The organism is Rhizobium sp. AAP116 (assembly GCF_001295785.1).
Taxonomy (GTDB): domain Bacteria; phylum Pseudomonadota; class Alphaproteobacteria; order Rhizobiales; family Rhizobiaceae; genus Allorhizobium.
This window is the reverse complement of sequence record NZ_LJIB01000029.1, coordinates 1-16201: the sequence shown is the minus strand read 5'-3', so window position 1 is coordinate 16201 and position 16201 is coordinate 1. Positions and strand designations below refer to the sequence as shown.

General features: G+C 59.1%; 28 protein-coding genes and 1 pseudogene. All 29 read right to left on the bottom strand.

The genetic code is table 11. The features are described from left to right. Positions 1–15: 15 nt before the first annotated feature. Positions 16–594, bottom strand: a complete 579-nt coding sequence (locus tag IP85_RS17635; protein WP_054150979.1) for a DoxX family protein — start codon at positions 592–594, stop codon at positions 16–18. A gap of 283 nt (positions 595–877) precedes the next feature. Further along, on the bottom strand, positions 878–1300 hold the full coding sequence (rplQ, locus tag IP85_RS17630; RefSeq protein ID WP_054150978.1) for a 50S ribosomal protein L17: 423 nt from the start codon (positions 1298–1300) through the stop codon (positions 878–880). A 116-nt stretch (positions 1301–1416) separates the two neighbouring features. Continuing rightward, entirely contained in the window at positions 1417–2427 is a 1011-nt protein-coding gene (locus tag IP85_RS17625) for a DNA-directed RNA polymerase subunit alpha (RefSeq protein ID WP_006728661.1), read from the bottom strand. Between the two features lie 98 nt (positions 2428–2525). Then, positions 2526–2915, bottom strand: a complete 390-nt coding sequence (gene rpsK / locus IP85_RS17620) for a 30S ribosomal protein S11 (protein WP_006728663.1) — start codon at positions 2913–2915, stop codon at positions 2526–2528. Between the two features lie 129 nt (positions 2916–3044). Continuing rightward, the gene (gene rpsM, locus IP85_RS17615) at positions 3045–3413 is read right to left on the bottom strand and encodes a 30S ribosomal protein S13 (protein WP_054150977.1); all 369 of its coding nucleotides are present in this window, start codon (positions 3411–3413) and stop codon (positions 3045–3047) included. Positions 3414–3643: 230 nt separating this feature from the next. Continuing rightward, positions 3644–4294, bottom strand: coding sequence for an adenylate kinase (locus tag IP85_RS17610; RefSeq protein WP_054150976.1), 651 nt, complete (start codon positions 4292–4294; stop codon positions 3644–3646). Beyond that, positions 4291–5631, bottom strand: a complete 1341-nt coding sequence (secY, locus tag IP85_RS17605; RefSeq protein ID WP_054150975.1) for a preprotein translocase subunit SecY — start codon at positions 5629–5631, stop codon at positions 4291–4293. Before secY ends, IP85_RS17610 begins: the two co-directional genes overlap by 4 nt. Positions 5632–5869: 238 nt before the next feature. Continuing rightward, positions 5870–6349 carry a 50S ribosomal protein L15 gene (rplO, locus tag IP85_RS17600; protein ID WP_054150974.1) on the bottom strand — a complete coding sequence of 160 codons (480 nt, stop codon included), beginning with the start codon at positions 6347–6349 and terminating at the stop codon, positions 5870–5872. Positions 6350–6365: 16 nt separating this feature from the next. Then, a complete protein-coding gene (gene rpmD, locus IP85_RS17595) occupies positions 6366–6575 on the bottom strand; it encodes a 50S ribosomal protein L30 (RefSeq protein ID WP_006728669.1) in 210 nt (69 codons plus the stop codon). 14 nt (positions 6576–6589) lie between these two features. After that, positions 6590–7159 (bottom strand): 30S ribosomal protein S5, encoded by a 570-nt coding sequence (gene rpsE / locus IP85_RS17590; protein ID WP_054150973.1) that lies wholly within the window; start codon positions 7157–7159, stop codon positions 6590–6592. A gap of 142 nt (positions 7160–7301) precedes the next feature. Beyond that, positions 7302–7664, bottom strand: coding sequence for a 50S ribosomal protein L18 (gene rplR, locus IP85_RS17585; RefSeq protein ID WP_054150972.1), 363 nt, complete (start codon positions 7662–7664; stop codon positions 7302–7304). Positions 7665–7676: 12 nt separating this feature from the next. Further along, a complete protein-coding gene (gene rplF / locus IP85_RS17580) occupies positions 7677–8210 on the bottom strand; it encodes a 50S ribosomal protein L6 (protein WP_006728672.1) in 534 nt (177 codons plus the stop codon). A 43-nt stretch (positions 8211–8253) separates the two neighbouring features. After that, positions 8254–8652 (bottom strand): 30S ribosomal protein S8, encoded by a 399-nt coding sequence (gene rpsH / locus IP85_RS17575; RefSeq protein WP_006728673.1) that lies wholly within the window; start codon positions 8650–8652, stop codon positions 8254–8256. 12 nt (positions 8653–8664) lie between these two features. Further along, positions 8665–8970, bottom strand: a complete 306-nt coding sequence (gene rpsN, locus IP85_RS17570; RefSeq protein WP_054150971.1) for a 30S ribosomal protein S14 — start codon at positions 8968–8970, stop codon at positions 8665–8667. A gap of 33 nt (positions 8971–9003) precedes the next feature. Continuing rightward, complete coding sequence (gene rplE / locus IP85_RS17565; RefSeq protein WP_054150970.1) at positions 9004–9561, bottom strand: 50S ribosomal protein L5; 558 nt, start codon at positions 9559–9561, stop codon at positions 9004–9006. Beyond that, complete coding sequence (gene rplX / locus IP85_RS17560; protein WP_054150969.1) at positions 9554–9862, bottom strand: 50S ribosomal protein L24; 309 nt, start codon at positions 9860–9862, stop codon at positions 9554–9556. Before rplX ends, rplE begins: the two co-directional genes overlap by 8 nt. A gap of 14 nt (positions 9863–9876) precedes the next feature. Then, positions 9877–10245 carry a 50S ribosomal protein L14 gene (gene rplN, locus IP85_RS17555; protein ID WP_006728677.1) on the bottom strand — a complete coding sequence of 123 codons (369 nt, stop codon included), beginning with the start codon at positions 10243–10245 and terminating at the stop codon, positions 9877–9879. Between the two features lie 229 nt (positions 10246–10474). Beyond that, entirely contained in the window at positions 10475–10711 is a 237-nt protein-coding gene (gene rpsQ, locus IP85_RS17550) for a 30S ribosomal protein S17 (RefSeq protein ID WP_054150968.1), read from the bottom strand. 12 nt (positions 10712–10723) lie between these two features. Next, complete coding sequence (rpmC, locus tag IP85_RS17545) at positions 10724–10924, bottom strand: 50S ribosomal protein L29 (RefSeq protein ID WP_006728679.1); 201 nt, start codon at positions 10922–10924, stop codon at positions 10724–10726. 11 nt (positions 10925–10935) lie between these two features. After that, positions 10936–11349, bottom strand: a complete 414-nt coding sequence (gene rplP, locus IP85_RS17540; protein WP_006728680.1) for a 50S ribosomal protein L16 — start codon at positions 11347–11349, stop codon at positions 10936–10938. Positions 11350–11388: 39 nt separating this feature from the next. Further along, positions 11389–12120: a 30S ribosomal protein S3 gene (gene rpsC / locus IP85_RS17535; RefSeq protein ID WP_054150967.1), complete on the bottom strand. Its 732-nt coding sequence runs from the start codon at positions 12118–12120 to the stop codon at positions 11389–11391. After that, entirely contained in the window at positions 12120–12509 is a 390-nt protein-coding gene (gene rplV, locus IP85_RS17530) for a 50S ribosomal protein L22 (RefSeq protein ID WP_054150966.1), read from the bottom strand. Before rplV ends, rpsC begins: the two co-directional genes overlap by 1 nt. 2 nt (positions 12510–12511) lie before the next feature. Further along, complete coding sequence (gene rpsS / locus IP85_RS17525) at positions 12512–12790, bottom strand: 30S ribosomal protein S19 (protein WP_006728683.1); 279 nt, start codon at positions 12788–12790, stop codon at positions 12512–12514. A gap of 15 nt (positions 12791–12805) precedes the next feature. Further along, entirely contained in the window at positions 12806–13642 is an 837-nt protein-coding gene (rplB, locus tag IP85_RS17520; RefSeq protein WP_006728684.1) for a 50S ribosomal protein L2, read from the bottom strand. 17 nt (positions 13643–13659) lie between these two features. Continuing rightward, positions 13660–13953 carry a 50S ribosomal protein L23 gene (locus tag IP85_RS17515; RefSeq protein ID WP_006728685.1) on the bottom strand — a complete coding sequence of 98 codons (294 nt, stop codon included), beginning with the start codon at positions 13951–13953 and terminating at the stop codon, positions 13660–13662. After that, positions 13950–14570, bottom strand: coding sequence for a 50S ribosomal protein L4 (rplD, locus tag IP85_RS17510; protein ID WP_054150965.1), 621 nt, complete (start codon positions 14568–14570; stop codon positions 13950–13952). Before rplD ends, IP85_RS17515 begins: the two co-directional genes overlap by 4 nt. A gap of 13 nt (positions 14571–14583) precedes the next feature. Next, positions 14584–15222, bottom strand: a complete 639-nt coding sequence (gene rplC / locus IP85_RS17505) for a 50S ribosomal protein L3 (protein WP_006728687.1) — start codon at positions 15220–15222, stop codon at positions 14584–14586. Between the two features lie 172 nt (positions 15223–15394). Further along, complete coding sequence (gene rpsJ, locus IP85_RS17500) at positions 15395–15703, bottom strand: 30S ribosomal protein S10 (RefSeq protein WP_009109911.1); 309 nt, start codon at positions 15701–15703, stop codon at positions 15395–15397. 376 nt (positions 15704–16079) lie between these two features. After that, a pseudogene (tuf, locus tag IP85_RS22030) lies at positions 16080–16201 on the bottom strand (elongation factor Tu); the annotation flags it as partial.

The following is a 16201-nucleotide window of genomic DNA, read 5'->3' as shown; positions in this document are numbered from 1 at the left end:
TGTGATGCGCAAGGATCAGAACTGCTTCTTGAACAGCAACCGGTCGAGCGAGAGGTAACCGCCACCAAAGGCGGCGAAAAGGAAGGCGCCACCCGCCCAGAAGAGCGAAGCGAGTTCTGCCTTGCTCTGCACCTGATGCAGGAAGACATGGCCGCCATCAGCAAGCCGTGCCATGGCCTGCGGCGTGAAGGAATCGCTGCCAGCCTTCAGCGCATCGATGCCGGCCTGGGTGAGGAAGGCGTCGCCATACGGGTTGGCCATGTGGAAATAGAGGGTGATTGCCAGCATCACGCCATTGGCCAGCGCTGCGGGCCTCGTGAAGAGGCCAAGCGCGATCAGGAGGCCGCCCAAGACCTGCATGACGGCCAATGTCGGGGACCAGAGCCAGCCCGGATAGAAACCGAGCTTCTCGACGAAACCAACCTGGGCGAAAGGCGCCATGATTTTCGGCAAGCCTTCGATAACCAGCATGCCGCCGACCGCAAGGCGGAAGATCGTCCAAGCCATGGGCTGGGCAACCTTATCATAAAAGGTCGAGAGCGGCGGGATGATGAGCTTGTCTTTGTCATTGCTGAAAATGGATGCAGTAATCATTGGGAACCTCGCTTACATCGATAATTCGATGCAGGGAGATTAGCGCTGTTCGTCAGCTTGACCTTGACGCAGATCAATTAGTTATATTGCACATCTATTAGCATTCAATTTCTAATATATATACCCCTACCCCATCGGCGGGCTCCCTGCGGCTGGCCTTGCAGACGCCTCACGCCACTCAACACTGAGGAAAGAAGCGCCCATGCCAGAGATACCCCAACGTCAAAAGGCCGGGTGATCGCTCACCCGGCCTTTTGCACATCCTTCCCTTAGGGGAAGTAACTTACGCTGCTTCAGCTTCTGCTTCAGCGGCGACGCGAGCCTTGTCGGCTGCGCCCTTGGCATCAACGTCGCGCTCGACGAACTCGATGACAGCCATGGCGGCATTGTCGCCCTGACGGAAACCGGCCTTCATGATACGCAGGTAGCCGCCGTTGCGGGTGGCGTAGCGCGTCGCGATGGCGTCGAACAGCTTGGCAACGACGGTAACGTCGCGGATCTGCGAGATCGCCTGGCGGCGAGCATGCAGGTCGCCGCGCTTGCCGAGCGTTACGAGCTTTTCGACGATCGGGCGAATTTCCTTCGCCTTCGGCAGGGTGGTGACGATCTGCTCATGCAGGATGAGCGAAGCCGCCATGTTGGCGAACATCGCCTTACGGTGGCTGGCGGTACGGTTCAGCTTGCGGCCGGCTTTCTGGTGGCGCATTGCTATTCTCCTTTAAGTGCAGGCTCTGTCTCAGAGGCTGCCGTTTCCTGACACATACGGGCATTCACCCGCAGTTTGACGGGGAAAGGCAGATTTAGAGGCTGCCTTCACTGTTATTAATACTGGTCTTCGTAACGCTTCGCGAGATCTTCGATGTTCTCGGGCGGCCATGCCGGTACTTCCATACCGAGGTGCAGGCCCATGGAAGCGAGAACTTCCTTGATTTCGTTCAGCGACTTCCGGCCGAAGTTCGGCGTGCGCAGCATCTCTGCCTCGGTCTTCTGGATCAGATCGCCGATGTAAACGATGTTGTCGTTCTTCAGGCAGTTTGCCGAGCGGACCGAAAGCTCCAGCTCGTCGACCTTCTTGAGCAGCGCCGGGTTGAAGGCGAGCTCGGTGACGGCTTCCTCTTCGGCTTCCTTCTGCGGTTCGTCGAAGTTGACGAAAACGCCGAGCTGGTCCTGAAGGATGCGGGCAGCGAAAGCGACAGCGTCCTCACCGGTGACGGAACCATCGGTTTCGATGGTCATCAGCAGCTTGTCATAGTCGAGAACCTGGCCCTCACGGGTGTTTTCGACCTTGTAGGACACCTTCTTGACCGGCGAATAGAGGCTATCGACCGGGATGAGACCGATCGGTGCATCTTCCGCGCGGTTGCGCTCGGCCGGCACGTAACCCTTGCCGTTGTTGACCGTGAACTCCATACGGATTTCGGCTCCCTCGTCGAGGGTGCAGATCACGTGGTTGGGGTTCAGGATCTCAATGTCGCCGACCGTCTGGATGTCACCGGCGGTTACAACGCCCGGACCCTGCTTGCGGACAACCATGCGCTTGGCATCGTCGCCGTCCATCTTGATGGCGATTTCCTTGATGTTCAGGACGATGTCGGTGACATCTTCGCGAACGCCCGGGATAGACGAGAACTCGTGCAGAACGCCGTCGATCTGGACAGCCGTGACGGCTGCACCACGAAGCGACGACAGGAGAACGCGACGCAGAGCGTTGCCGAGCGTCAGGCCGAAGCCACGCTCAAGCGGCTCGGCGACGAGCGTCGCCTTGGTGCGGCCGGAGGAGGAGAATTCCACCTTGTTCGGCTTGATCAGTTCCTGCCAATTCTTCTGAATCATGATTTTACCTTCCGTTCGCCATCACCATTCAATCGTGACGGCCGAATATGAGAAGCACCGGGAAGGCGAATAAGCCTGCCCGGCAAAACGAAGAATGATTAGACGCGACGCTTCTTGCGCGGACGGCAGCCATTGTGCGGGATCGGGGTCACGTCGCGGATGGACGTGATCATGAAGCCGGCAGCCTGGAGGGCGCGCAGAGCGGATTCACGACCGGAGCCCGGACCGCAAACTTCAACTTCCAGCGTCTTCATGCCGTGTTCCTGAGCCTTCTTGGCGCAGTCTTCAGCAGCGATCTGGGCAGCGAACGGGGTCGACTTGCGCGAACCCTTGAAGCCCTTGGCACCAGCAGACGACCAGGCAATTGCGTTGCCCTGTGCGTCGGTGATGGTGATCATCGTGTTGTTGAAGGTCGAGTTGACGTGAGCAACGCCCGACGAGATATTTTTACGTTCGCGACGGCGAACGCGTGTGGCTTCCTTGGCCATGGTCTTCCTTTCAGTTGATCTAAGCACCGCCGTAATGCCAGCGGCTACACCAATCGCGGCAACAGGATGAAGGCAGTGGGCATCAGGTCACCCTGACGCCCACTGCCCTTTTCCGAATGCCGCGAAAAATTACTTCTTCTTACCAGCAATCGCCTTCGCCGGACCCTTGCGGGTGCGGGCGTTGGTGTGCGTGCGCTGACCGCGAACCGGCAGACCACGACGGTGGCGAAGGCCACGGTAGCAGCCGAGGTCCATCAAACGCTTGATGTTCATCGCGGTATCGCGACGCAGGTCACCTTCGACCTGGTAGTCGCGGTCGATGGTTTCGCGGATCTGAAGAACTTCAGCGTCGGTCAGCTGGTGAACGCGCTTGTCAGCCGGAAGACCGACCTTCTCCATGATTTCAGATGCGAACTTCGGTCCAATCCCGTGAATGTAGGTCAGCGCGATAACAACGCGCTTCGCAGTCGGGATGTTGACGCCAGCGATACGTGCCACGCCTATTCTCCTTGCTTCCAGTTGCCATCCGGCAAGTGGTGTCTCGTTACACGGCCCAAAGGGACCGCAATTACAATTCGGGTTCTCGACAAACCAAAACGATCGAACCCGGTCTCCCAGCGTTTTGGAAGAACGCGCCGATCGCAGTCATGTCGCGAGTTGGCGCGGTCTTTAGCGGAATCGGCTGCCAAAAGCAACCGGCCCCGCGAAGATTCTTGGACTGCCAGCCTCTAGAGCTTGGCGAGAATGGCCTCGATCTCGCCGGTGACGGCATCGATCTCACCCATGCCGTCGACCGAATGCAGCTTACCCTTGGCGTGGTAATAGCCGATCAGCGGCGAGGTTTCCTTGTAATAGGCCTGCAAGCGGGTGCGGACCGTATCACGGTTATCGTCGGGACGACGCTTGAAATGGGTCGAACCACACTTGTCGCAGACGCCATCCACCTTCGGCTTCAGGTTCTCGTCGTGATAACCGGCGCCACAGTTTGCGCAGGTGTAGCGGCCGGCGATTCGATCCGCCAGGATCTCGTCGTCGACGCGGATCTCGACGACTGCCGACAGATCGAGGTCCTTGCCCTTGAGCATCGCCTCGGTGGCATCCGCCTGGACGAGCGTCCGGGGAAAGCCATCGAGGATGAAGCCATTGGCACAGTCGGGCGCATCGATGCGCTCGGAGACGATGGCGATGACGATATCGTCGGAAACCAACTTGCCAGCATCCATGACGGCCTTGGCGCGCTTGCCGACCTCCGTGCCCGCGGATACCGCGGCACGGAGCATGTCACCGGTGGAGAGCTGCGGAATGCCGTGCTTCTCCACGATCCGCTGGGCCTGGGTTCCCTTCCCCGCGCCCGGCGGTCCTAACAGAATCAGTCTCATCGTCCCCTCTTTCCTCCACGCAACTTCGACTTCTTGATCAGGCCCTCATATTGCTGGGCGATCAGATGTCCCTGAACCTGTGCTACAGTATCAAGGGTCACGCTGACAACAATCAAAAGCGAAGTACCACCAAGGGCTAATGGGATCCCGGTGCGTGCGATGAGGATTTCGGGCAGTACGCAGACGAAAACGAGGTAGGCGGCGCCAACGACCGTAATACGGGTCAGCACGTAGTCGATGTACTCGGCAGTGCGCTCACCCGGGCGGATGCCGGGGATGAAGCCGCCATGCTTTTTCAAGTTGTCAGCCGTATCCTTCGGGTTGAAGACGATGGCCGTGTAGAAGAAGGCGAAGAAGGCGATCAACGCGCCGTAGAGCATCATATAGACCGGATGACCGTGCTGCAGAGCTGCGATCACCGTAGTCGCCCAGCCCGGAAGCTGGCTGTTGCCGGAGAAGCCGGCGGCTGTTGCCGGCAGGAGCAGAAGCGACGACGCAAAGATCGCCGGAATGACGCCTGCAGTGTTCAGCTTCAGCGGCAGGTGCGAGGTGTCGCCCTGGAACATGCGGTTGCCGACCTGACGCTTCGGATACTGGATCAGAAGACGGCGCTGAGCACGCTCGACGAAGACGATCAGCGCGATGACGGCGATGGCCACGAAGATGACGGTGAGAATCATCAGGGTGGACAGCGCGCCGGTGCGGCCGAGTTCAAGCGTCTGGGCGACAGCGGCCGGCAAACCGGCAGCGATGCCGGCGAAGATGATCAGCGAAATACCATTGCCGATGCCGCGCGAGGTGATCTGCTCACCGAGCCACATCAGGAACATGGTGCCGCCAAGCAGCGTCAGAACGGTCGAAATGCGGAAGAACCAGCCTGGATCGGCAACGATTCCCTGCCCCGATTCGAGACCGACGGCGATGCCGTAGGCCTGCAGCGTGCCGAGAAGCACGGTGCCGTAGCGGGTATACTGGTTGATGATCTTGCGGCCCTGCTCGCCCTCTTTCTTGAGCTGCTCGAGGGACGGCACGACCGACGTCATCAGCTGCACGATGATCGACGCGGAGATGTAGGGCATGATGCCCAGCGCGAAGATCGCCATGCGCTCGACGGCGCCACCGGCAAACATGTTGAAAAGACCGAGGATACCACCGGACTGGCCCTGGAAGGCCGCGGCATAAGCCTCCGGGTTGAGGCCGGGCAGCGGAATATGCGTGCCGAGGCGATAAACCAGCAATGCGGCCAGAGTGAACCACAGACGCTTCTTCAGATCTTCCGCCTTGGCGAAAGTCGAGAAGTTGAGGTTCGAGGCCAGTTGTTCCGCTGCAGAAGCCATAGAATTCTCCGCAAACCTAAACCGGCGACGGTAATCCGTCGAAACCGGAGGCTATTCGTTCAAACTGTTTTTAAGAAAACAGGGCGCGGGAGAAGTTGCGAACAACCGCATGCCTCACACTCGTGTTTTCCAGATGACCCGGAAGACGAAACGACGTCCATTCCGTCCTGGGATCGTGAGGCTCACATATGGGAGCAAAATCGCCCGGTGTGAAGCACCCCGGGCGATTGTCTTTCACTTATTCAGCGGCTTCCTTGGCTGCTTCGAGCAGCTTGATGGAACCGCCGGCCTTTTCGATCTTCTCGACGGCTGCCTTGGAGGCGCCGGCGACTTCGATCGTGACCTTGGCCTTCAGTTCGCCATCGGAGAGCACGCGCACGCCGTCCTTGGTGCGACGGATCACGCCGGCTGCCTTGAGCGAATCGGCATCAACCGTTGCCTTGGCGTCGAGCTTGCCAGCATCGATCGCGGTCTGAATACGGCCGAGCGAAACGGTGACGTATTCCGATGCGAAGATGTTGTTGAAGCCGCGCTTCGGCAGACGACGGTAGATAGGCATCTGACCGCCTTCGAAGCCGTTGATGGCAACGCCAGAACGAGCCTTCTGACCCTTGACGCCGCGACCACCGGTCTTGCCCTTGCCAGAACCGATACCGCGACCTACGCGGATACGTTCCTTGGAAGCGCCTTCGTTGTCTTTGATTTCATTCAGTTTCATGATGACTTCCCCCGTCTCACTTCTCGTCGACGACGCGAACGAGATGCTGGACAGCACGGATCATGCCACGAACGGAAGGTGTATCTTCCAGGGTGCGGACCCGGTGCATCTTGTTGAGGCCCAGACCAACCAGCGTTGCGCGCTGGACAGCCGGACGGCGAATAGGCGAACCGATCTGCTCGACCGTGATCGTCTTTGCTTCAGTCTTCTTCGTAGCCTTGGCCATGGATCAGACTCCTCTTATTCTTCAGCTGCGTTGCCAGAAGCAGCGCGGCGAGCCTGGAGGGTAGCATACTTCAGACCACGCTGAGCAGCGACGTCCTTCGGATGCACCTGGTGCTTCAGGGCGTCGAAGGTAGCGCGAACCATGTTGTACGGGTTCGACGAACCGGTCGACTTGGCGACAACGTCGGACATGCCGAGCGTTTCGAACACGGCGCGCATCGGACCACCGGCGATGATACCGGTACCGGCCTTGGCGGAGCGCAGCAGAACCTTGCCGGCGCCGTGGCGGCCATTGACGTCGTGATGCAGCGTACGGCCGTCACGCAGGGGAACGAAGATCAAGTCGCGCTTTGCAGCTTCGGTCGCCTTGCGGATGGCTTCCGGCACTTCACGTGCCTTGCCATGACCGAAGCCTACACGGCCCTTCTGGTCGCCGACGACGACGAGGGCTGCGAAGCCGAAACGACGGCCGCCCTTGACGACCTTGGCGACGCGGTTGATGGCGACCAGCTTGTCGACAAACTCGCTATCGCGCTCTTCACGGTTCTGACGGTCATCCCGCGAACCACGCTTTTCTTGTGCCATTGTCCTTTTCCTTTTTCTTTTCCGGGTGCAATCGGCAGATTACGCAAAGTTCCACCCTGCCCTGTCGGGTCAAGGTGGAATCCGGTGTGACCGGCATAAAGCCGGAAATCCACCCGGACGCAAGCCCGGGTGGAAATTAGTCTTAGAAGGTCAGACCACCTTCACGAGCCGCTTCGGCGAGAGCCTTGATGCGGCCGTGATAGATGAAGGCGCCACGGTCGAAGACAACTTCGTTCACGCCAGCCTTGACGGCGCGCTCGGCAACCAGCTTGCCAACGGCAGCAGCTGCTGCGATGTCGGCTCCGGTCTTGAGCTCGGCCTTCAGGCCACCATCGAGGGTCGAGGCAGCCGCGAGGGTCTTGCCAGCGACGTCGTCGATGATCTGAGCGTAGATGTTCTTCGAAGAGCGATGTACCGACAGACGCGGACGGCCATTTGCCACCGCCTTGATCTGACGCCGTACGCGGTTCGCACGGCGAACAAGTGCTTCTTTTCTGCTTGCCATTTCGCGCGATCCTTACTTCTTCTTGCCTTCTTTGCGGACGATCCGCTCTTCGGCATACTTGACGCCCTTGCCCTTGTAGGGCTCCGGACCGCGATATTCGCGGATCTCGGCAGCAACCTGGCCGACCTGCTGCTTGTTGATGCCGGACACGATGATTTCGGTCGGCTTCGGAACAGCAATCGAGATGCCGACCGGCGGCTCATAGACGACATCATGGCTGAAGCCGAGTGCCAGCTGCAGGTTCTTGCCCTGAAGCGACGCACGGTAACCAACGCCGTTGATTTCGAGCTTGCGCTCGTAACCGTCCTTAACACCCTTCAGGATGTTTTCGATCATCGTGCGGGACATGCCCCACTTCGAACGAGCATCCTTGGAGTCGTTGTTCGGCTGAACGACAACAGCGTTGTCTTCGAGCTTCACGGAGATTTCGTCGTTTGCGACGAAGAAAAGTTCACCCTTCGGACCCTTGACGGAGACCTTCTGGCCTTCGACAGAGGCGGTCACACCAGCCGGAACCGGAACGGGCTTCTTACCGATACGAGACATAGTTTTTATCCTGTCTGTTCGCTATGGAGATCCCCTGCCCGTCTTAGAAGACGGAGCAGAGTACCTCACCACCAACGTTCTGTTCGCGAGCCTGGTGATCGGCCATCACACCCTTCGGAGTCGAAAGGATGGTGATGCCGAGGCCGTTCGCGACCTGCGGGATGGACTTAACCGAGACATAAACTCGGCGGCCCGGCTTGGATACGCGGCCGATTTCGCGAATGACCGAAGAACCTTCGTAGTACTTCAGTTCGATCGTGATCTCGGACTTGCCATTGTCGTAATCGACCTGGCTGTAGCCACGGATGTAGCCTTCGGCCTGCAGAACGTCGAGAACGCGGGCACGGAGCTTGGAGGCCGGGGTGGTGACAGAGCTCTTGCGGCGAGCGGCACCATTCCGGATACGGGTGAGCATATCGCCCAACGGATCAGTCATCGTCATATTGGCGTCTCCTTACCAGCTCGACTTTACAACGCCCGGCACCTTGCCGGTGTTGCCAAGCTCACGAAGCGCGATACGCGACATTCCAAGCTTGCGGTAGAATGCACGCGGACGACCAGTGACTTCGCAACGGTTGCGAATACGGGTCTTGGAGCCATCGCGCGGCAGTTCTGCCAGCTTCAGGGTGGCCTTGAACCGCTCTTCAATCGAAAGAGACTGGTTCATGATGATCGCCTTGAGCCCGGCGCGCTTTGCGGCCTGGTTTGCGACGATCTTGCGGCGGCGCTTGTTCTTTTCAACTGCGCTTGTCTTCGCCATATTGAAGTTCCTCTTCTACGCTCGTCGTTACGGTTACTGACGGAACGGGAAGTTGAACTCTTTCAGAAGAGCCCGAGCTTCGTCGTCGTTGGTCGCCGTCGTGCAAACGATGATGTCCATGCCCCACATCTGATCAACCTTATCGTAGTTGATCTCCGGGAACACAATGTGCTCCTTGATGCCCATGGCGAAGTTGCCACGGCCGTCAAAGGACTTCGGGTTCAGGCCGCGGAAGTCGCGAACGCGCGGAAGCGCGATGTTGACCAGGCGGTCCAGGAACTCATACATGCGGGCGCCGCGCAGGGTGACCTTTGCGCCGATCGGCATGTGCTCGCGAACCTTGAAGCCAGCGATCGAGTTGCGGGCCTTGGTGATGACCGGCTTCTGGCCGGCGATCGCAGCAAGGTCAGCAGCAGCAACGGTGGGCTTCTTGGAGTCGGCAGTTGCCTCACCCACGCCCATGTTGATGACGATCTTGTCCAGCTTCGGGATCTGCATCTCGTTGGCGAAGGAGAACTGCTCCTGCATCGCCTTGCGGATGCGGTTTACGTATTCAACCTTGAGCCGCGGCTCGTACTTGGACTCAGCCATCGATCACTTCTCCCGAACGCTTGGCCACACGAACCTTCTTGCCGTCGACGACCTGGAAACCGACGCGGGTCGGCTTGCCGTCCTTGTCGACGATCGCGATGTTCGACAGATGGATCGAAGCTTCCTTGCTGATGATGCCGGCTTCCGCGGTCTGCGTCTGGCGCTGGTGGCGCTTGACAACATTGATGCCACGGACGACCGCACGGTCTTCCTTCGGCATGACCTGGAGGACTTCGCCCGAACGGCCCTTGTCCTTGCCAGCGAGTACGACGACCTTGTCGCCCTTACGAATCTTGTTCATCGCTCGTCGCTCCCTTACAGTACTTCCGGAGCCAGCGAGATGATCTTCATGTGGTTCTTGGCGCGAAGTTCGCGCGGAACCGGTCCGAAGATACGGGTGCCGATGGGCTCTTTCTTGTTGTCGATAAGAACAGCTGCGTTGTTATCGAATCTGATGACGCTGCCGTCGGCGCGACGGATGTCCTTGGCGGTGCGCACGACAACCGCCTTCATCACGTCACCCTTCTTCACGCGGCCGCGCGGAATGGCTTCCTTGATCGAAACGACAATGATGTCGCCGATGGAAGCGTACTTGCGCTTGGAGCCGCCCAGCACCTTGATGCACATGACACGACGTGCGCCGGAATTATCCGCCACGTCGAGGTTAGTCTGCATCTGAATCATGTCAGGTCGCCTTCTTGTTGTAACCCGAACGGTTGGGCCGAGGCCCCCTATTCCGGCTTATGATAAATTTCTGGTGTGCGCGGGAAGACAAATACAGGGTGGTTTCCCATATGGGACCTTCCGTGCGCTCAAAGCAAAAGAACGCCCGATTCCGAGCGTTCTCAGCCAGTGGCCTGCTTCATACAGATTTCTGCGCAAGGTGCAAGCCCTTGCGCAGGAAGTCCGTAAATTAAGCCTGGGCGGTGATAACCGTCCAGCACTTGTCCTTGGAGATCGGAGCGCATTCCTGGATGGAAACGACGTCACCGGTCTTGAACTGATTGTTTTCGTCATGTGCCTTGTACTTCTTGGACCGGCGAACGGTCTTCTGAAGCAGAGGATGGGCGAATCGACGCTCAACGCGAACAACGATGGTCTTGTCGTTCTTATCGCTGACAACTACGCCCTGCAGAATGCGTTTCGGCATATTTCTCGGTCCTTAGGCCTTGGCTTCTGCCGCCTTCTGGCGGGCAATGGTTTTCACGCGTGCGATGTCACGACGGACTTCCTGAATACGGGAAGACTTCTCGAGCTGGCCGGTGGCCTTCTGGAAGCGCAGGTTGAACTGCTCCTTCTTCAGCTTTGCAAGCTCGTCGTTCAGCTGGTCAGCGCTCATGGCGCGTACGTCTACGGCTTTCATCGACTTGATCCTCACTCTGCAATGCGCTGTACGAAGCGCGTCGTGACAGAGAGCTTGGCGGAACCGAGGCGGAGAGCCTCGCGCGCGATCTCTTCCGATACGCCGTCGATCTCGAACATGATACGGCCGGGCTTGACCTTGCATGCCCAGTATTCGACCGAACCCTTACCCTTACCCATACGAACTTCGGTCGGCTTGGCCGTGACCGGAACGTCAGGGAATACGCGGATCCACACGCGACCAGCACGCTTCATGTAGCGGGTGATCGCACGACGGGCTGCTTCAATTTCGCGAGCGTTCACGCGGTTCGGTTCCAGAGCCTTCAGGCCGAATTCACCGAATGCCAGATCAAAACCGCCCTTGGCGACGCCCTTGATGCGGCCCTTGAACTGCTTGCGGTACTTTGTACGCTTTGGCTGCAACATTTTCTTACTTCTCCGAGCTTATCTTTCGCCAGCGTTCAATCAAGCGTTCTCGCGGCGACGGTCGCCACGATCACCGCGTTCGCGGCTTGCGGGACCCTGGGCATCGCCCTCCATCGCACGGCGTTCCGATGCCATCGGATCGTGCTCGAGGATTTCGCCCTTGAAGATCCAGACCTTCACGCCGCAGATGCCGTATGCGGTTTCGGCTTCAGCCGTACCGTAATCGATGTCTGCACGCAGGGTGTGGAGCGGAACGCGACCTTCGCGGTACCATTCGGTACGAGCGATTTCCGCACCACCGAGACGGCCGGCGCAGGTGATCTTGATGCCTTCGGCACCGAGACGCATGGCCGACTGAACGGCGCGCTTCATGGCGCGACGGAATGCAATACGACGCTCGAGCTGCTGGGTGATCGACTGAGCAACGAGCGTTGCGTCGACTTCCGGCTTGCGCACTTCAACGATGTTGAGGTGGGTTTCCGAGTTGGTCATCGAGGAGATCTTCTTGCGAAGCTTCTCGATGTCTGCACCCTTCTTGCCGATGATCAGACCCGGGCGAGCCGAGTGGATCGTGACGCGGCACTTCTTGTGCGGACGCTCGATGACAACCTTGGCGATGCCGGCCTGCTTCAGCTCGTCCATCAGATACTTGCGGATCTTCAGGTCTTCGTGGAGCAGCTTGCCGTATTCGGCGTTGTCGGCGAACCAACGGCTATCCCAGGTGCGATTGATCCCGAGGCGGAAGCCAATCGGATTGATTTTCTGACCCATTATGCGGCCTCCCCTTTGGCTTCGACTTCACGCACCACGATGGTGAGGTGCGAGAACGGCTTTTCGATGCGCGATGCGCGGCCGCGGCCACGAGCGTGGAAACGCTTCATGGTGATCGACTTGCCAACATAGGCTTCGGCAACGACCAGCTGGTCGACGTCGAGGTCATGGTTGTTCTCGGCGTTGGCGATCGCAGACTCGAGAGTCTTGCGAACGGTTGCGGCGATACGCTTGCGGGAGAATTCCAGCTCAGCGAGAGCGCGCTCGACCTTCTTGCCGCGGATGAGCGCGGCAACCAGGTTGAGCTTCTGGGGGCTGACGCGGATCGTGCGGGCGACTGCCTGCGCTTCGTTGTCCTTGAGCCGGCGTTCGGTTTTAGCCTTGCCCATCGTTACTTCCTCTTCGCCTTCTTGTCCGCACCGTGACCGTAATAGGTCCGGGTGGGAGCGAATTCACCAAACTTGTGTCCGACCATGTCTTCGTTGACCGAGACGGGCACATGCTTCGAGCCGTTGTAAACGCCGAAGGTGAGACCTACGAACTGCGGCAGGATGGTAGAGCGACGGCTCCACATCTTGATCACTTCACTGCGGCCGGTCTCGCGAACCTTCTCAGCCTTCTTGAGAAGATAGCCGTCGACGAACGGGCCTTTCCATACTGAACGAGCCATTTCTGACTACCTCTCTTACTTCTTCTTCAGGTGGCGGGAACGCATGATGAACTTGTCAGTCGACTTGTTCGAGCGAGTCCGCTTGCCCTTGGTCGGCTTACCCCACGGGGAAACCGGGTGACGACCACCGGATGTGCGGCCTTCACCACCACCGTGCGGGTGGTCGACTGGGTTCATGACGACACCGCGGTTGTGCGGGGTCTTGCCGCGCCAACGGGTACGACCGGCCTTGCCGTCGTTGGTGTTGCCGTGGTCCGGGTTGGAAACGGCACCGATGGTTGCCAGGCAGGAGCCCGGAACCAGACGCTGCTCACCCGAGTTCAGGCGCAGGATTGCCATGCCGGCATCGCGGCCGACCAGCTGGACGTAGGTGCCAGCCGAACGTGCAATCTGACCGCCCTTGCCAGGCTTCATCTCGACGTTGTGGACGATCGAACCGACCGGGATGTACTGCAGCGGCATGGTGTTGCCGGGCTTTACGTCGACAGCCTTTTCCGATGCGATCACCTTGTCGCCGGCAGCGATGCGCTGCGGAGCAAGGATGTAGGCCTGCTCGCCGTCGGTGTAGGTGACGAGAGCGATAAAGGCCGAACGGTTCGGGTCGTATTCCAGGCGCTCGACGGTGCCTTCGACGTCGAACTTGCGACGCTTGAAGTCAACCAGACGATAGGTGCGCTTATGACCACCACCGATGAAGCGAGCGGTGATGCGACCGTAGTTGTTACGGCCACCGCTCTTCGAGAGACCTTCCGTCAGCGCCTTGACCGGCTTGCCCTTCCAGAGGCCAGAGCGGTCGACGATGACCAGCTGACGCTGGCTGGGGGTCGTCGGATTGTAGCTTTTCAATGCCATTGTTCTTGTTCCCTACCTCAGACGCCCGTCGACACGTCGATGGACTGACCTTCGGCGAGCGTCACGACGGCTTTCTTGACGTCCTTCTGCTTGCCGGCGAAGCCGCGGAAACGCTTGGTCTTGCCCTTGCGGACGAGCGTATTGACGGCGGTGACCTTGACGCCGAAGAGGGCTTCGACAGCAGCCTTGATTTCCGGCTTGCTTGCACCCTTGGCGACGTTGAAGACGACCTGGTTGAACTCAGACACCATGGTCGACTTTTCCGTGATCGACGGAGATACGATCACATCATAGTGGCGAAGATCCGTCATTTGAACCGCTCCTCCAGAGCTTCCACCGCAGCCTTGGAAAGCACGAGCTTGCCACGGCGCAGGATGTCATAAACGTTGATGCCCTGAACCGGCAGAACATCGATGTTCGGGATGTTCGAAGCGGCGAGCTTGAAGTTGCTGTCGATTTCGGCGCCGCCGATGACGAGAGCGTTGGTGAGGCCGAGCGAGGCGAAGCTACCGACGAGCAGCTTGGTCTTGGCTTCAGCCGCAACCAGGTTGTCGACGATGATCACGTCTTCCGACTTCATCTTGGCAGAGAGAGCGTGGCGCAGAGCGAGCGCACGAACCTTCTTCGGCAGATCATGAGCGTGGCTGCGAACAACCGGGCCATGAGCCTTACCACCGCCGCGGAACTGCGGAGCGCGGGCCGAATGGTGACGAGCACGACCGGTGCCCTTCTGCTTGTACATCTTGGAGCCAGTGCGGGAAACTTCCGAACGGCCCTTGGTCTTGTGCGTACCGGCGCGCTTCTTGGCGAGCTGGTAGCGGATCATGCGAGCGATCAGGTCTTCGCGGGGCTCAAGGCCGAAGATTTCGTCCGACAGAGAAAGCTTGCCGGCGTCCTTGCCCTCGAGGGTCTTGACGTTCAATTCCATGTGCTTGGCTCCCTTACTTCGCCGACTTCACGGCGTCGCGGACGATGATCCAGGAACCCTTGGAGCCGGGAACGGCGCCCTTCACAAGGATAAGACCACGATCTTCATCGGTCGAAACGACTTCGAGGTTCTGGGTGGTGACGCGCGTCTGGCCCATGTGACCAGCCATGCGCTTGCCCTTCCAGACCTTGCCCGGATCCTGGTTCGAACCGGTCGAACCATGCGAGCGGTGCGAAACGGAAACACCGTGGGTCGCACGAAGACCACCGAAGTTGTGACGCTTCATGGCACCGGCGAAACCCTTACCGATCGTCGTGCCCGTGACGTCGACCAGCTGGCCGGCTTCAAAATGGCTCGCGGTCAGCTGTGCGCCGACATCGATGAGGTTGTCTTCGGAAACGCGGAATTCAACGAGCTTGGCCTTGGGCTCAACGCTCGCAGCTGCGAAGTGACCACGAAGGCCCTTCGACGTGTTCTTGACCTTCGACGTACCGGCACCGAGCTGAAGCGCGACATAGCCGTTCTTGTCGGCCGTGCGCTGAGCCACGACCTGTACGTTATCCAGACGCAGAACTGTTACCGGGATATGTTCGCCGGCGTCGTTATAGACGCGGGTCATTCCCACTTTCTGTGCAATCACACCTGAACGCATTGGTTCATTCCTCTTGAGAGTCGCGGCCGGGAAAAGTGATCCAGGCCTTTCCTCTTTGTTTAAGGATTCCACTCAGGCCCTTCCGAACCATCGGGTTTCCCGTTTCGAGAAGTCGTTGGCAGGTCTTGCCACGTACCTTCCTTGTTATTACGGCTCTCGCCGGAATTTCTTCTTAGAGCTTGATCTCGACGTCAACGCCGGCAGCCAGGTCGAGCTTCATCAGCGCGTCCACGGTCTGCGGGGTCGGGTCTACGATGTCGAGCAGGCGCTTATGCGTGCGCATTTCGAACTGTTCGCGGCTCTTCTTGTCGACGTGCGGCGAACGGTTGACGGTAAATTTTTCAATGCGTGTCGGGAGCGGTACCGGGCCGCGAACGCTTGCACCGGTGCGCTTTGCCGTCTGCACGATCTCGCGCGTGGAGGCATCGAGAACCCGGTGATCAAACGCCTTCAGGCGGATGCGGATATTCTGGCCGTTCATTCGACTTGTCCTTGTTTCTTTTCTTGCGTCCCGCATACGCAGAGACAGTGAATTACCATGACTGGCCGGCCCCTAATTTTCAAAAATCACAGCAGCACCGCGGGGTGCCCCTGTCACTCTCTTCATTCATGAGGAGCCCTGCCGAACTCAGCCCGTCACCAGGCCTTGAAATCTGCAGCGCTGAGAACCCCGGTGCAAATCACCGTGCGATTCTGATCGTGGCCGGCGACATACACCGCAATCGGCCTCTCGTCAATCCGCCCGACTGGACGAATTGGCGACATGCGCGCTGTCTGCATGACTGGCTTGCACCAATCAACAGACGGAAACGAAAAGCGGCCCCGGGCTTGTGGCCCAGGGCCGCCATCTCAATCGATTACTCGATGATCGAAGCGACGATGCCGGCGCCGACGGTACGGCCGCCTTCGCGGATAGCGAAGCGCAGCTTTTCTTCCATCGCGATCGGAACGATCAGCTCGACTTCAACCGTGACGTTGT

Bases quoted from the DNA above. Each gene is read 5' to 3' on its own strand.
- IP85_RS17625 (WP_006728661.1), bottom strand. From the start codon at position 2,427: ATGATTCAGAAGAATTGGCAGGAACTGATCAAGCCGAACAAGGTGGAA.
- rpmD (WP_006728669.1), bottom strand. From the start codon at position 6,575: ATGGCCAAGGCTACGAAGAAGACTGAAGCAAAGACGATCACGGTCGAG.
- rplN (WP_006728677.1), bottom strand. From the start codon at position 10,245: ATGATTCAGATGCAGACTAACCTCGACGTGGCGGATAATTCCGGCGCA.
- rplC (WP_006728687.1), bottom strand. From the start codon at position 15,222: ATGCGTTCAGGTGTGATTGCACAGAAAGTGGGAATGACCCGCGTCTAT.
- rplE (WP_054150970.1), bottom strand. From the start codon at position 9,561: ATGGCTGAGTCCAAGTACGAGCCGCGGCTCAAGGTTGAATACGTAAAC.
- rplF (WP_006728672.1), bottom strand. From the start codon at position 8,210: ATGTCTCGTATCGGTAAGAAGCCCGTTCCGGTTCCGGCTGGTGTGACC.
- rplQ (WP_054150978.1), bottom strand. From the start codon at position 1,300: ATGCGCCACCAGAAAGCCGGCCGCAAGCTGAACCGTACCGCCAGCCAC.
- rpsE (WP_054150973.1), bottom strand. From the start codon at position 7,159: ATGGCACAAGAAAAGCGTGGTTCGCGGGATGACCGTCAGAACCGTGAA.
- secY (WP_054150975.1), bottom strand. From the start codon at position 5,631: ATGGCTTCTGCAGCGGAACAACTGGCCTCGAACCTCAACTTCTCGACT.
- rplP (WP_006728680.1), bottom strand. From the start codon at position 11,349: ATGTTGCAGCCAAAGCGTACAAAGTACCGCAAGCAGTTCAAGGGCCGC.
- rpsH (WP_006728673.1), bottom strand. From the start codon at position 8,652: ATGACGATGACTGATCCGTTGGGCGATATGCTCACCCGTATCCGGAAT.
- rplR (WP_054150972.1), bottom strand. From the start codon at position 7,664: ATGGCAAGCAGAAAAGAAGCACTTGTTCGCCGTGCGAACCGCGTACGG.
- IP85_RS17610 (WP_054150976.1), bottom strand. From the start codon at position 4,294: ATGAGACTGATTCTGTTAGGACCGCCGGGCGCGGGGAAGGGAACCCAG.
- IP85_RS17515 (WP_006728685.1), bottom strand. From the start codon at position 13,953: ATGACGGATCTTCGCCACTATGATGTGATCGTATCTCCGTCGATCACG.
- rpsK (WP_006728663.1), bottom strand. From the start codon at position 2,915: ATGGCCAAGGAAGCCACACGCGTTCGCCGTCGCGAACGTAAAAATATC.
- rplV (WP_054150966.1), bottom strand. From the start codon at position 12,509: ATGGGCAAGGCTAAAACCGAACGCCGGCTCAAGGACAACGAAGCGCAG.
- rplD (WP_054150965.1), bottom strand. From the start codon at position 14,570: ATGGAATTGAACGTCAAGACCCTCGAGGGCAAGGACGCCGGCAAGCTT.
- rplB (WP_006728684.1), bottom strand. From the start codon at position 13,642: ATGGCATTGAAAAGCTACAATCCGACGACCCCCAGCCAGCGTCAGCTG.
- IP85_RS17635 (WP_054150979.1), bottom strand. From the start codon at position 594: ATGATTACTGCATCCATTTTCAGCAATGACAAAGACAAGCTCATCATC.
- rpsN (WP_054150971.1), bottom strand. From the start codon at position 8,970: ATGGCGAAGACAAGCGCAGTTGAAAAGAACAAGCGCCGCCGCAAGATC.
- rplX (WP_054150969.1), bottom strand. From the start codon at position 9,862: ATGAACAAGATTCGTAAGGGCGACAAGGTCGTCGTACTCGCTGGCAAG.
- rplO (WP_054150974.1), bottom strand. From the start codon at position 6,349: ATGAAACTGAATGAAATCAAAGACAACGAAGGCGCTTCCAAGGAACGT.
- rpsJ (WP_009109911.1), bottom strand. From the start codon at position 15,703: ATGAACGGCCAGAATATCCGCATCCGCCTGAAGGCGTTTGATCACCGG.
- rpsS (WP_006728683.1), bottom strand. From the start codon at position 12,790: ATGGCTCGTTCAGTATGGAAAGGCCCGTTCGTCGACGGCTATCTTCTC.
- rpsQ (WP_054150968.1), bottom strand. From the start codon at position 10,711: ATGCCGAAACGCATTCTGCAGGGCGTAGTTGTCAGCGATAAGAACGAC.
- rpsC (WP_054150967.1), bottom strand. From the start codon at position 12,120: ATGGGTCAGAAAATCAATCCGATTGGCTTCCGCCTCGGGATCAATCGC.
- rpmC (WP_006728679.1), bottom strand. From the start codon at position 10,924: ATGAAAGCCGTAGACGTACGCGCCATGAGCGCTGACCAGCTGAACGAC.